The sequence below is a fragment of the Paenibacillus sp. EB106-05-06-XG162 genome (assembly GCF_058791655.1).
The window spans coordinates 394829-408582 of sequence record NZ_JBYTDT010000002.1 but is presented as its reverse complement, the minus strand read 5'-3'; the positions used below and the strand labels follow the sequence as shown (position 1 = coordinate 408582).

Below are 13754 nucleotides of genomic sequence, written 5' to 3'. Positions count from 1 at the left end.
TATCAACCATTCTTCATTAGCCAATTTAGCTGGGAGTTATTCTTCGCGACAGCAGTGTCCATCGACGCGAACATCTTGTAATAATAGTTTTCTTTACTTGCGAGCTTATCATTAAATATCGTAATTTGTTTGTTAATATCAGTTAATTTCTTACCAAGTATATTCGAATTACTCTCTACTGGCGTTCCGACGCCGCCGGACTTAGCGATCAGCTCTTGTATACTTGAATCGATAGCTTTAAACATATTTCTTGCAATACCGCTTTGAGCGCTCAAATCAGGATCCTTTTTATCGTCATTTGGATCCTTTTCACCGGGATTCGTAAATAACCTTACAACGGCACCTGCGTCTTCTGAAAGCGCTTTGCGAAGTTTTTCCTCATCAATACTCAATTTGCCTGCATCATTAGGTGTCCCTGAATTATAAGGCATCGTTGAAATCCCTATCTTAAACAGTGTATTCATTCCGTCAGGTAGAGAAGTCAATACTTTACTTGATATGGAACGTAACTCGTTCATTGTCTTCTTAAGAAGAATATCATTGCCCAACAAACCACTCTTTGCTTTTTCTTCCCAGTTCTTAATATCCGCTTCTTTCATATCAGTCTTCTGATCGTCAGTTAACGGAACGAAGCCACGGAACTTTTTCTCTTTAGTACGTTGATTCAGCAATTCTATTGTAGAATTATAAGCATCGACGAACTCAGTGATTTGTTTCACCATACCATCATTGTCACCGCCAACTCGGATCGTTACCGGTTCAGTCGTTACATCTTGGAACTTATATGTAATTCCATTGGCAGTGAAGGTGTTGCTAGATGGCGGTGGATCAACGACTACTCCATCGATTTTGATAATAGCACTTGTGCCAGCAAGTAATTTCGCTTGCGTATTATCTAAAGGATCGTAGGAAGGATCATTTTTACTAACAGGATTATTCAAATTTAATTTCCCCAATATTCCCGCTACATTACCTCCGGTATTATCAGAAACTAATAAATTAACACTATCCCCTGTCTCTTTCGTTACAATAGAAACCTTCTTTGTTATTTCATCGAAACTCATACGAACGCCAGCAGGAGAACTGTTTACTTTATTCATAATGGAGGTATAAGTGTCGTCAGCAGTGAAATCAATGGTATAATCCTTACCGCCTGTTGTAAGTGTGATAGATCCTTTATCTCCGAATTTGGCCGAGGGATCGAAGTTTGTTAATTTCCCGCCTGTAATTGAGACTCCTGTTGCAAGGCTTGTAACCTCTACCTTATGGTTGCCAGAAGGAACGCCCGGACCAACCGTTGCGCTTACTACATTCTCATTGGTGGATGTTGCCTTATAGTCCTTCCAATCACCTTGCAGCCTGATTTTGTCCAATGCCTTACGTAATCCCGCCAGCTTGGTATTTACTTCACGGTATAAATCGGTTTGCCAACCCACAGTTGTCTTCTTCTGCTTCATCTTGTCAAGCGGAATCCGTTCAGCCTTCATCAAGTCGGTAACGAGTTTATCAATATCAAGCCCGGACCCCATACCTGTAATGCGTATTGGCATGAATGTTTCCTCCGTATCTTTTGGTTCTTATTATTTTTATCGAAATTAATTGCACAGAAATAAAGATCCATACGCAAAATTGCTTTTAATTATATTAAATAAGCAAAATCTATCTTCCTCTTACTACTAATAGAAGCCCATTACGAAGTAATGGGCTTCTAGATGTTGATTCAGGATTAACGAAGCAATTGAAGAACGCCTTGCGGTGCTTGGTTTGCTTGAGCAAGCATCGAAGTCGAAGCTTGTTGTAGAATGTTCAGTTTCGTGTAGTTCATCATTTCTTTCGCCATATCTGTATCACGGATACGGGATTCAGCAGCTTGCAAGTTCTCAGTTGTAGCTCCCAAGTTGTTGAATGTATGTTCCATTTGGTTTTGCTTAGCACCAAAGTCAGAACGTGCAGTATTTACTTTAGTAATTGCAGTATCAATCTGACCCATTGCTGTGCTTGCATTAGCAGCACTTGTTAGATCTCCAACAACACCAAGAACAGAAGTTTGGATATTAGTCAAGGATACAGTAATCTGATCGATGCCCTTGTCACCCATTTGAATGGAGATAGTAGTACCAGATCCATCTAACAAAGTAACACCATTGAACGTTGTTTTCAAAGCAACATTGTCTATTCCGTCTTTAAGAGCTTTAAACTCGGAATCGATCGCTACTCTGTCTTCTGTATTGTAAGTTCCAGTAGCGGATTTAACAGCAAGCTCTTTCATACGAGTCAACATATCGGATACTTCGTTCATTGCACCCTCAGCTGTTTGTACAAGAGAAATACCGTCTTGAACGTTCGATTGAGCTTGGTTCAAAGAACGGATTTGTGTACGCATTTTTTCGGAGATCGAAAGACCTGCTGCATCGTCAGCTGCACGGTTTACTTTGTAACCGGAAGACAATTTCTCGCTGGATTTACCTTGAGCGATGTTGCTGGATTGCAAGTTGCGGTGTGCGTTCATTGCGTTAAGATTGTGGTTGATAATCATTGGATATTTCCTCCCTGAAATTGTGATATTCCACTTCCGTGTGGATTGTGAGTGCTTTAAGCCTCATGATAAATATATCGGATGTTGATTTAGGTTTGTTTAGAGGATTTCGTCGAAAATTCAAAAAATTATTCGCTTTTTATCAAATTTTTCAGTAGGTCCATGGTCATAGTGGAAGATATCGCTTCCTTATTGCTCTGCTCAATAGCTTCAATGACTTCTTTGCGATAGATTTTCATAGACTTCGGGGCATTAATTCCGACCTTCACTTGATCCCCCTCAACAGCGGAGATAACAATCTCAATCTCATCATTGATCATGATCGATTGGCCCTTCTTCCGAGTTAAAATTAACATTTACCGGCCACCGCCTTCCGTCGCAATTTGTTCAGAAATCGGCGTTCTCGCATTGTACTCATACGTAGGAGGAAGAACAAGCTGCATGCCCTTCAAATTTGCGATATTGACGACAATCGGGGCCATCAGGTTCATCGTGGAGCTTTTAAACGGATCTCGAAGAGTCATAATGCCAAGAACAAGCGCATCTTCTGGTTGTTCCAATCCCAGTTCTTCCTTCTCCCGCTCTGGAATCTCAAAGGCAAATGATTTGAAGAAATGGAATGGCGATGCAACGACGAGCCCCATTCCTTCTTCTTCTTCGGATTGAAGTAGCGCAAACAGCGGATTCCCTTCGATCGTGTGAATGGAGAATTGATTCAGTGACTCGAACCCGAGCAGCGATCCGTCCAGTTGTAAGACTTTTCCGTCTAATTGTTGCAACATGTTGTCTCCCCCTTAAAAATGAACACAAGACTATAGCAACGCTATAGCCTCGTTCGTTATCATGAATCCCAGTCCCAAGAATAATCGGAAACACGAATATTAATGGTATACGGTTGTTCGAGATTGATATTTACTTTACCTGCTTGGTATTGCGATTGCACTTTCTGCGGAAGGTAGCTTAGATGGAGTTCGGCTGGCTGCACTTCAGGTTGATACGGATGCGGCTCATAATGCAGCTTAACATTCATATTCGATGCCTCACCCACATATTGAATAGGCCCAAGCTTCTCTTGCAACGCCCCCTTGGCAATATCCGCGAAAGCGTTCTTCTTATTCGTAATCATGCCCATTCGGTGTCCATCCTCAACCTGTTTGGCAATCGCTTGTAGCGCAATTTGTTCCATCTGACTATATATCATATTCATCCATTGCATATGCGAACCTTTGCCTAACGCACTCCATGCTGCGGATGAATCGATCGTCAGCGTCCCTGGCTCATAGTTCGCTTCCACCACGGCCTGTTTCGTCTCAATCGACAGTTCCCCTCGCGGTGATTCCAACGTCTGTTGTGCATTCTCTGTCTCTATCCCAATCTTACCAAAAGTTTGCCGGATCGATAAGCGTTGAAGCTCCACCGTGCTCCCCCCTCATCCATATTAGCGTAGATAATCGAGCAGGCTCGGTTGAATAATTTTGGCTCCACTGGATAATGAGGCTTGATAAATACTCTCTTGGGACTGCAATTTAATAATCGTCTCTGCCATATCCGCATCTTCCGTCTTCGAGCTTAGCTCTGTCAAATTCAGAGATAGATCCTTTAGGCGACTATCCATCAGATCAATGCGGTTCGAACGCGCCCCAACTTCAGAACGCATATTGAGGAATTTGTCCATTCTGCTCTGCAGCTTATCCATGAAGCTACTGGCGGAAGCTTGGTCCCCATTCTTAAACGCTGTCTGAAGCGATTGAATCACCGTAAACAAATTATCCGGATCTGTACTTTCTCCGAACACCTCATTCCCGGTAACATTAATCGGGATAACTACACCTGCCGCGGACTGAAAGTTCACTTTTTGAGTATCCGTTGACTCAGCACCTGTAGGATATGGCATTTGATCTGTCTTTTGACCATTAAAAATAAATTTTCCATTCATTTGGTCATTACCGAGTACTAAAAGCGTGTTGAACAGCCCACCCATCTCAGCACTGATCGCGTCTAATGCAGATTGTGGATTCGTGCCCGTAACTCCCTTAACCGTAAGCTCGCTTGCACGTTGCAATACATCATTAATTTGGCCCATGATCGTATCCGTATGCTCAACGAAAGATTTGGCTGAGTCCATATTCTTCTGATACTGCTCATTCATCGTTAATTCACTACGATAACGCAACGCATATGTAATTCCAACGGGATCATCCGAAGGTTTATTGATCTTTCGACCCGTGGATAAATTCTCTTGATACTTATTCATATTGTTATAATTATGCGTAATATTACGCATAAGTTGGTTCGTCATCATTCCTTGTGTAACACGTATGGACATATAATCCATCCCCCTTAGTCAACATAACACCTTTACAGGTTCATACCCTATCTACCAACAATACCCATGTTATTAATGACTTTGTCCAGTACCTGATCAAATGTAGTCATCGCTCTTGCCGCCGCTGAATATGCATGCTGGTACATAATCATATTCGACATTTCTTCATCGATCGAGACGCCGCTAACCGACATTTTCTGAGAGGCAATATGATCAACCAAAGCCTTCTGATTACTCGTATTACGGCTTGCTTCACTCGCCTGAACCCCCAGTTGGCCGACAACCGCACGAAAGAAGTCATCAACAGTTCCATTCGAAACTACTGTATTCGCACCTGTTGATACGAATTTAAAGGAAGAGTCCTTCAGTTGTGAAGTTATTAATGCAAGTACGTTGTTCCCTTTAACAACTACCTCGCCAGCTGCTGTTGTCTCGGAACGCATAGAAGTCGCGATCCGACCAGGATCGTCTGCAATAATCTTATTTAACTGGAAATTCGATGCCGTGATTGGTGAGCCGTCTTTAGAAGTGAAGAAATCTACTCCTGTTTGTAGTGGGCTATTCAATGTATACCCCAGCTTCTGAAGTCCATTCAAGCCTTGGACCGTGACGGTGATATCCGAAGTCAGTGCACCATTATAAGTTGTCCCATTCAACACAGTACCTTGAGGAAGGACTGACCCTTTAGGTATGGTGATCTGAACTTCACCGTTCGCTATAGTATTCGCTAATGAATCTAGTTGTTTCCGATAATCGGCCACATAGCGATCACGAGAAGTAACGATACCAAATACTTCTCCACTGTTAACATCCCCTGAGCTAACTGCGCTTGTTAAAGAATCGGCTGTTGTCTCTGCAGCAGTGTCGAATGTTACCAAATTAGTACTTCCCATATTAATCGTATATCCTTGAGGCGTATCCGTGACCTGAATGTTAACGATTTGAGATAATTGATCCGTTAATAGATCGCGCTGATCACGCCAATCATTCGCATCATCACCTAAACCTTCTTGTCTATAAATTACATCATTCAATCTCGCAATAGCTGTTGTCAATGAATTAACCTGATTCGATTTTGCTTCAATGTTACTTGTAAGGTCAGAGCTAAGATCGCTCAACTTCTTATCTGTATAATTAAATGCATCTGCGAGTGCCATCGCACTCTCACGAACAACCTTACGTCCTGTAACATTCTCAGGGTTCTGACTTAAATCTGACCAAGCCTTCCAGAAATTATCCAATACAGTACGAATTCCTGTATCCGAAGGCTCATTAATAATTCCCTCAAGTTTATTCAATGTATCGGACTGTACACTCCAGCTACCGAAGTCTTTGCTTTCATTGCGGAATTGGTCATCTAGAAATTTATCACGAACTCGCGTAATACTGTCATATTGAACTCCAGTGCCTAATTGACCCGCCGCATTACTTTTCGTAAATCCAAGTGCCTCAATAGGGCGCGAAGCAGAAATATTCACCCGTTGTCTGGAATATCCGTCTGTGTTCGCATTGGCTACGTTATGCCCCATTGTCTGCATCAGCGCCATTTGTGTAGACAATGCACGTTTACTCGTCTCGATCCCATGAAATGTTGAAGCCATAAATTCCCTCCTTCGTATCTTCCTATATGGTTAAATCCTTGAGTCGAAAATGCCTTTACGCTTTGGAGAGTAACCCGGATGACCCGGATGTTGATAGACAACTTCGTCTTCCGGGCCCCCTGTTACCAAATCGAGCGTATAATTCACGATCGTCAATGATTGTTCTATCAATTGTTGGTTCAATGTATTAAGCTGTTTGAGCGCATTCAATGTATTCGTCAGCTTCTGCTGAACATCCATCAGTCTACGTTTCTCTTCCGGGTGGAACACCATCCGGAGCAGCTCCGTTACATTCAGATTGAGATTCGACTTTATCCCTTTTTCCTGTAAAAATTCATATACCGCCTGCTGGCGATCTGCATCCATTTCAACAATCTGTTTAATGAACTTCGTTTCTTTATTGACGATTCGCGTCAGCTCTTCCACATCTCCCTGGATAATCGCTTGTTTCTTCCGTTCTCCAAGCTCCAGCATCAGCGTATGCTGCGCATTCATCTCTTCTAAGATATCGATCAATGTCTGAATCGCCAAGTTCGTTCACCACATTCCTTCTTCATTCTTGTTGCTTCACTATTTGCGGAAATAAGGCAACAGCTTCTCCGCAATCTTATTCGCATCGACATGGTAAGTACCTGTCGCAACGGATTGCTTCAACTGTTCTACGCGCTTGGCATGCTCAGGGTCCGATACACGGGACTGCGCATCGAGCATTTCTTTCGCTTCAGGGGATATCGATACCTCATCCAATTGGGGTGCTTTCTTATTCACGTGGCCTCGCGCTTCCGTATTACGCTGATATTGATTTATCGCACTAATTCTTTGGGATTCATTAATTTTCATGATTGCTTCCCTCCTTCATCGTCCAACCGTTCTCTTGTTATACTATTTATCGGTCACTGGTTTACATTATTTTATAGAAAAATCGCTGAAAAGGCGAATAGGCTCATACGAAACTCCATCAAATTCTATGCTCAATGACATAGACAACCGAAAATAGATACGAACTAAAAAAGCTGCGGCAACAATCTCTCCGCGGCTCTTCGTTGGTGTCATTTTTCTTATTTGTCTATTCGCGGTCTCTAAATCGATCTACTACGCGATATGCATGCGAATCTTTATTCTGCTGCTGTTTCTGTAGTTCTCTTCTGCGTTCATCTTCAGACATGTTATTAAAGTCACGTGCAAATCGGCTCCGGCATGCATCACATAGATGCCCTTCACGAATTGGCGTACTACATGACTCACAGGGATAGGACATATTCGGCGAATTTTTCATAGAGATCCGACCCTCGCGAAGGAACTTCGTAATCTGCCTAATTGATACACCTGTCTCTTCCGAGAGTACCTGCATGGTCGCTTCTTTATGCTCGCGCAAATATTTCACGCAAATCTCGTATTCTTCTTCAATATCCCGATAACAGTTCGGGCAAATATCACGAATCCCTTTGGCAAAAATTCTACCGCAGCGCGGGCAATTTTCTACATTCATGGGTGAACCTTCCCTTCATTGCAATACTACCTATAATATGTCTATTTTATCAAAGTATTGGGCAGTTTTTCTATTACTAATATTATCGTCATTCTCCCGTCAAACCTTTATAGATTCCTAAGAGCGCGCCCATGTAAGACTTGAAATTAGTATGCTTGTACTCAAATCGTTCGATAGCTCCGATAGGGACTTGGCACAGGCGTTCACCGTGCTTCCTGTTGTGTACACATCATCAATGAGCAAGATTCGAATCGGAACCAAATGGGTTTGGGCTGTGATAGGGTTCAGATTGATTTGTGAGAAGAGTAGTTCTCTAGAATCGTGATGTAGCGAAAATACATCTTTCATATCTTCAATCCGGTCTCCGCGGGATTTCATGCTTTGTTTGATGGTATGACGATTCCTCTGAAGCAACGCAATGACAGGGATTCCGGTATACGCATGAAGGGTTCTAGCGAATTGCTCAGCTTGATTAAAGCCGCGTTCTTGTATGCGAGATGGGCTGACAGGGACATAAGTGATACAGTCAAACTTGACTGGCATGTTATCTCTCGTTTGTTCGCTACACAGTTGATAGTAAGCCGTTAACAACATCGAACCAAGCAAAGGGAGGTACCTCTCATCGCCCCGGTATTTATAAGCAGCTAACCAATCCCGCATCTGAGGACTATAGGCAACAGCACTTCGATTTTTCTGAAAATAGGTATGATCCTTGCCACGGCGACTGCAATCCGGACATCCGGTTGCTCGGCCACAGACAGGGCATCGAATAGAGCGGATCCATGGCATGGAATGCAAGCATGCGTCACACAGGTCGTGGAACGAATTGGTTGATCGTCGCAGCGCTCGCACCATGGCGTCTGTATGAGGAATGCCTTGGACTGCGTTATGATTGTTTGAACGATGAATGGCGCGATGACAGGCTAGACAATTTTGGATTTGCGGAGCAAGCAAGGTTGGAAGAGACCGGAATAAATTATTAAATAATTTCATTTCCCCTCCCTCCTTTGCGATGTAGTATTCAGATACCCTTGCCGCCGCGCAATGCGGTTCATCGACGTAATTTGGCGAACCGCATGTTGCTGGGCCCTGTTCCATGACGATGCACAGAACATGACATTTCCAGCTGGATCCTCCAACGATCTACCTGCTCTTCCTGCCATTTGGACTAAAGAAGCAGCGTCGAAGAGTGCACTATCTGCATCCAAAATAAAAACATCGCTCTTCGGAATGGTTACGCCACGTTCCAAGATCGTAGTCGTCACGAGCATTCGGCTGTCACGTTGACGGAATCGTATTACCTTCTCAGCGCGCTCCGTATCCTCAGAGGATGTGCCTTCAATCGGAAGATATGGGAAATGGCGACGAAGCAAGTCTACTAAGGGATCGACCTGCTTAATTCTTGTAATAAAAATAAAGACCTGTGCCCCTCGCGTAATAGAGGTGGTTAACGCTTTGATGAGTGGGATAGGTAATGCCCTCCGCTCCAAATACAATCTAAGCGGTTTTAAGGTAAGGCGTTTCGGTACAGGTAGTGGATGGCGATGGAATCGTACTGGAACTTTGGCATGAGGCAGCCGTCCTTGACGTACGTCCCGTTGCATTCGATCTGGCGGCGTGGCAGAGAGAAAGATGAAGCGTCCATCCGGTTTGCATGCCTTCTTCGCTGCATATTGCAGCTGCTCATTGTTGTGATACGGAAAGGCATCGAGCTCATCGATGATCACTAGATCGAACATGTGATAGAACCGCATCAATTGATGCGTTGTGGAGAGCGTGATCTCCGCTGACATCCAGCGATCCGAGCTGCCGCCGTAGAGCGTCGCTAGGCGGCTGTCTGGGAAGGCTTGCGCGAGTCTTGGCGCAAGCTCCAACACGACATCGCGCCGCGGCGTCGCGATGAGCACGCGTTGATCCCGCTCGAGCGCATGAGCGATGAGCGGGAAGATCATTTCGGTCTTTCCTGCGCCGGTTACGGCCCACAGCAGGAAAGACGGCACGCCCGCCCCGCCACGGGCGGCGGGCGTGTTCCCTGCAGCGGCGCACGGCTGCTGCAGGAAGTGAAGCGCAGCACGCGAAGCGTCGTGCTGCGCTTCACTAAGCCGCCACCGCGCCCCAGGCTCGGTGGCGTGCGCGCGGCCAGCGGCGCGGGCACAGCCCGCCGCGGCCGTGCCGGCGGCGCCGTGCGCCGCAAGGCGCACTGCTGCTGCGGTGCCATGCAGCAGCAGCGCGCAAGCCCGGCTGCGCCCCATCGCGAGGCAGGCCTCGCAGTAGGCGCAGCCGGGGCTGCCGCACGTGGCGCATGCCGTGCGGCGGTGCGAGCCTGCGCGGCTGCCGCAGCGCAGGCAGCAGAGCTCCCGCTGGCGACGCAACAGCGGGAAGCGACGCGGCGCTTCGCGGACGGCTAGTCCGCTCCGCAGCTCCACTAGACCCTGCACGTACGCGAGCTGCGCAAGCGTACGCCAATACAGCGCAGCATCCTCCATCGCGTGGGTTGTAAGATAATCCTGCAGTTCATGCGCCAACAACGAGCGCCCCTGTATCCCTACAGCCAATCGCAACGCAACCCGCTTCAGACTACCCCAGCCGATATCATCCCACAGGTCTCCATTCCAAACCCCCTCCATAATCATTTCTTCATTTCCATTCCCGTTCCAGCTCCTACTCCCAACACTCCAATCGCTATCTCCCAACCACGCCACTTCCCGTAACCCCTGCTCACTCCGACAAACATTCTCCCGTGCAACTTGCTTAACCTGCAAATCCCCCTGAGAAATCCACTCCATCACCTGAGGCTCTGCCTCTTGCAATAACCGAATCAGATGCTTTGGTTCTAATGGCCCCGTCTCCCATTGCTCCGTAACGTATACTGCCAGACCAAGAGGAATTGACGACGCCGTCATCCATACCTCCTCACCCCGCCCTTCATTAGCTCTATTCTCGCCTAACCCTGCATCTTCACCTCCATTTCTCCCCTCAATCCCTGCTGCCTTTCCATCCTTCTTCCCATACCAAAACCTCAAATCCACACGACAATCCAGCGACAATTGACACACCCACTTGTCTCCAACCCGTACGGTATATACATAAGCTCGCATTTCGTACCTCCCCCTGTCCAACTGAACTTCATATCTTCGTGGAGCAGCGTCCCTACCGTTATAAAAGAACCACTCATTCAAACATCCTATTCAAATCCTTTAAACGCAAAAAAGCACACCCCCTCAGCTTTCGCTGAATGAGGTGTGCTTCACACTCATTTACTATTTTACCGCCTTAATCATCAATAACATTAACCTTATTCATTGTAACCGGTTACTACACTCATCCAGCAAAGGGTATCTTTGCCCAATCCTCCGCTTCATTCAACCGAATACGAATAGGCTGGCGCATATGCTGCATAACAGCGTTCGAATCCCAATCCGATGCATCTATAATCAACACATCGACACTTCGATGCATCGTTAATCGCTTCACGATCGGAATCGTTAAATCGGTCGATTGATCATCAATAATCGTCAACCGTAACCTTCCGCCCCGCAGTCCTGCATACATCATGAGCGCTCTAATGACCCATTCAATCTGCAATTGATTTTGCTTAGTAACCAGCACATACTCCAGTTCTCGTCCCGTAGCATCGAGACCACGTTTCTTATGCCAATACCTTGCAACATGGACTGCCGCGACGGCCACAGCATAACATACAATAATCAGACATAACGTTAGTAACATCGAGGCTCACCTCCCATAGTACACTATATGCGCTATGGAAGAAGCCGGTTCTTCGGACAAGAACTCATCTTTGATGCCATGTGGGGTTATCTTATGTACCTCGAATCACTCAACGGGACCCGAAGTGTTCTTCGAAGAAAGATCTTGCTTTACAACGTCACCCAGCCCTGTTTAATGGAGTTAATAACCGCTTGTGTACGATCATCCACTTCCATCTTCTGCAGGATACTGCTCACGTGGTTCTTCACCGTCTTCTCACTAATAAAGAGATATTCGCCAATCATCTTGTTGCTCTTACCCTCTGCCATCAAACGAAGCACCTCGGCCTCACGACGTGTCAATGGGTGATCATCGGATGCCATGAATTTAACTCCAGCTTCGCGAGCTACATCATTGCCATCGCTCATGACGCCGATTTCATCCAAATACGTCATCCGACGTAACTGTTGGATCAATTTCCCCGTCACCTTCGGATGAATGTAAGCATGGCCGATAATGACTGAGCGGATCGCTGTGATCAATGACTCAGCTTCCATATCTTTAAGCAAATACCCTGAGGCACCTTTACGCAGCGTCTCAAATACATAGCTCTCATCATCATGAATCGATAGAATTAACACTTTAATATCAGGGAACATTTCGCGTAATCGTTCGGTTGCAACAACACCATTCTCGATCGGCATATTAATATCCATTAATACCACTTCTGGCTTGGTATGATTACAGAATTCAAGGACTTGAATACCGTCCCCACACTCACCGATCACCTCGAGGTCATCTTCCATGTTCAGAATTCTTTTGAGACCTTCACGAAAAAGCTGATGATCATCAGCTAATAAAATTTTAATTTTTGTCGTACCTGTTGTTTTCGTATCCATCCTGCAACTCCTCTCTACTGTTAGCATTCGTAGGGATGACGAATATGATCTTCGTTCCCACATTTTCGGTGGATTCGACATCCATCCTCCCCTCTAGTAATTCAACTCTCTCTTGCATTCCAATCAGACCAAAGTGCGTATGCTTTTTCTGTTTCTCCGACAATAGATCTTTATTAAAGCCTTGACCATTGTCTTGGATCACAAGCTTAAACATTTGGGCTTGAAATGTAATATCAAGTGAAACGTAAGAAGCATGAGCATGTTTCATCGTGTTCGTAAATGCTTCCTGAACCAATCTGAATATGGCAGCTTCCATTCCTGAATTTAGACGAAGCTCTTTCCCTCTTACTTCAAAGGTCGTACGGATGCGAGTCTTCTCCTCAAAATCATGCACAAATTTACGCAGCGTCGGAATAAGTCCTAGATCATCCAGGGCCATAGGCCGCAAGTTAAAGATCACTTTGCGAATTTCTTCCAGACCGGAACGGATTTGTGATTTCAAATCTATTATTTCGTCCAATACCTGGGTAAAATCCTGCTTATGCATCATCCTTTCGACAATTTCCGTCCTAAGCACTAGATTTGCCAGCGACTGTGCAGGGCCATCATGAATTTCTCTAGCAATCCGCTTCCGCTCTTCCTCTTGCGCCACAATAATTTTGAGTCCGATGAGCTGACGGTTCTTCGCAGACTCGAGAATTCGGGTGACCTGATTCAGATCACCCGACAAATATTCCAGGACCACATTCATTTGAGAACCTATAGTTTCGGCCCGTTCGATCGATTTCTCCACATTACGTACCCGTTTCTGCAGATCATCGCGGCGAGCACGGAGATATATTTCTTTTTCACGAAAAATCATGAGATCGAGTTGTATCTGTGTTGCCTTCTCATATGCAGCTTTAATATCGGCCTCGGTGTACCGTACAAAATCACGGCTAACTTCAGTCAGGCGAATCCGTGCCAGTCGATAATCTCGTTCAAGAATATCCACCCGATCAACGGTCTCCCCCGCTTCCTTCATGACATGTTGTAGCTCCTGATTGAGCGAACGCATCTCAGAACGCGCGTTATCCAGAATTTCAAAGATTTGATATTTGCTGCTCTCCATCACGCTAATCGCATTCTTTATGACACGATCGATCACATCAACTTGCTCCACAAGAGATCTACTCCATTTCTATCACAATGTCCA

The 13754-nt window shown here is 45.4% G+C and carries 15 protein-coding genes; all 15 read right to left on the bottom strand.

The features are described from left to right. Positions 1 to 2 precede the first annotated feature (2 nt). Complete coding sequence (fliD, locus tag AC3WU2_RS07670; RefSeq protein WP_492452855.1) at positions 3 to 1550, bottom strand: flagellar filament capping protein FliD; 1548 nt, start codon at positions 1548 to 1550, stop codon at positions 3 to 5. 176 nt (positions 1551 to 1726) lie between these two features. Then, positions 1727 to 2536, bottom strand: a complete 810-nt coding sequence (locus AC3WU2_RS07665) for a flagellin N-terminal helical domain-containing protein (protein ID WP_492452853.1) — start codon at positions 2534 to 2536, stop codon at positions 1727 to 1729. Positions 2537 to 2664: 128 nt separating this feature from the next. Further along, positions 2665 to 2892, bottom strand: coding sequence for a carbon storage regulator CsrA (gene csrA / locus AC3WU2_RS07660; protein ID WP_492452851.1), 228 nt, complete (start codon positions 2890 to 2892; stop codon positions 2665 to 2667). Next, complete coding sequence (gene fliW, locus AC3WU2_RS07655; RefSeq protein WP_492452849.1) at positions 2893 to 3318, bottom strand: flagellar assembly protein FliW; 426 nt, start codon at positions 3316 to 3318, stop codon at positions 2893 to 2895. It lies immediately after the preceding gene. Positions 3319 to 3377: 59 nt separating this feature from the next. Then, complete coding sequence (locus AC3WU2_RS07650) at positions 3378 to 3953, bottom strand: DUF6470 family protein (protein WP_492452847.1); 576 nt, start codon at positions 3951 to 3953, stop codon at positions 3378 to 3380. Positions 3954 to 3974: 21 nt separating this feature from the next. Further along, positions 3975 to 4862 carry a flagellar hook-associated protein FlgL gene (gene flgL, locus AC3WU2_RS07645; protein ID WP_492452845.1) on the bottom strand — a complete coding sequence of 296 codons (888 nt, stop codon included), beginning with the start codon at positions 4860 to 4862 and terminating at the stop codon, positions 3975 to 3977. Between the two features lie 47 nt (positions 4863 to 4909). Continuing rightward, complete coding sequence (gene flgK, locus AC3WU2_RS07640) at positions 4910 to 6463, bottom strand: flagellar hook-associated protein FlgK (RefSeq protein ID WP_492452843.1); 1554 nt, start codon at positions 6461 to 6463, stop codon at positions 4910 to 4912. 30 nt (positions 6464 to 6493) lie between these two features. Continuing rightward, on the bottom strand, positions 6494 to 6994 hold the full coding sequence (locus tag AC3WU2_RS07635; RefSeq protein ID WP_492452841.1) for a flagellar protein FlgN: 501 nt from the start codon (positions 6992 to 6994) through the stop codon (positions 6494 to 6496). A 39-nt stretch (positions 6995 to 7033) separates the two neighbouring features. Then, positions 7034 to 7303 (bottom strand): flagellar biosynthesis anti-sigma factor FlgM, encoded by a 270-nt coding sequence (flgM, locus tag AC3WU2_RS07630; protein WP_492452839.1) that lies wholly within the window; start codon positions 7301 to 7303, stop codon positions 7034 to 7036. Between the two features lie 226 nt (positions 7304 to 7529). Beyond that, the gene (locus tag AC3WU2_RS07625) at positions 7530 to 7952 is read right to left on the bottom strand and encodes a TIGR03826 family flagellar region protein (protein WP_492452837.1); all 423 of its coding nucleotides are present in this window, start codon (positions 7950 to 7952) and stop codon (positions 7530 to 7532) included. A gap of 117 nt (positions 7953 to 8069) precedes the next feature. Next, positions 8070 to 8945 (bottom strand): ComFC family protein, encoded by an 876-nt coding sequence (locus AC3WU2_RS07620; RefSeq protein WP_492452835.1) that lies wholly within the window; start codon positions 8943 to 8945, stop codon positions 8070 to 8072. Next, positions 8942 to 11050 (bottom strand): ATP-dependent helicase ComFA, encoded by a 2109-nt coding sequence (locus AC3WU2_RS07615; RefSeq protein ID WP_492452833.1) that lies wholly within the window; start codon positions 11048 to 11050, stop codon positions 8942 to 8944. The genes AC3WU2_RS07620 and AC3WU2_RS07615 overlap by 4 nt, the downstream gene beginning before the upstream one ends. A gap of 223 nt (positions 11051 to 11273) precedes the next feature. Next, positions 11274 to 11681 carry a hypothetical protein gene (locus AC3WU2_RS07610; RefSeq protein ID WP_492452831.1) on the bottom strand — a complete coding sequence of 136 codons (408 nt, stop codon included), beginning with the start codon at positions 11679 to 11681 and terminating at the stop codon, positions 11274 to 11276. 149 nt (positions 11682 to 11830) lie between these two features. Next, a complete protein-coding gene (locus tag AC3WU2_RS07605) occupies positions 11831 to 12559 on the bottom strand; it encodes a response regulator (RefSeq protein ID WP_018754742.1) in 729 nt (242 codons plus the stop codon). Beyond that, a complete protein-coding gene (locus tag AC3WU2_RS07600; protein ID WP_492452828.1) occupies positions 12525 to 13721 on the bottom strand; it encodes a sensor histidine kinase in 1197 nt (398 codons plus the stop codon). The genes AC3WU2_RS07605 and AC3WU2_RS07600 overlap by 35 nt, the downstream gene beginning before the upstream one ends. Between the last annotated feature and the right edge of the window lie 33 nt (positions 13722 to 13754).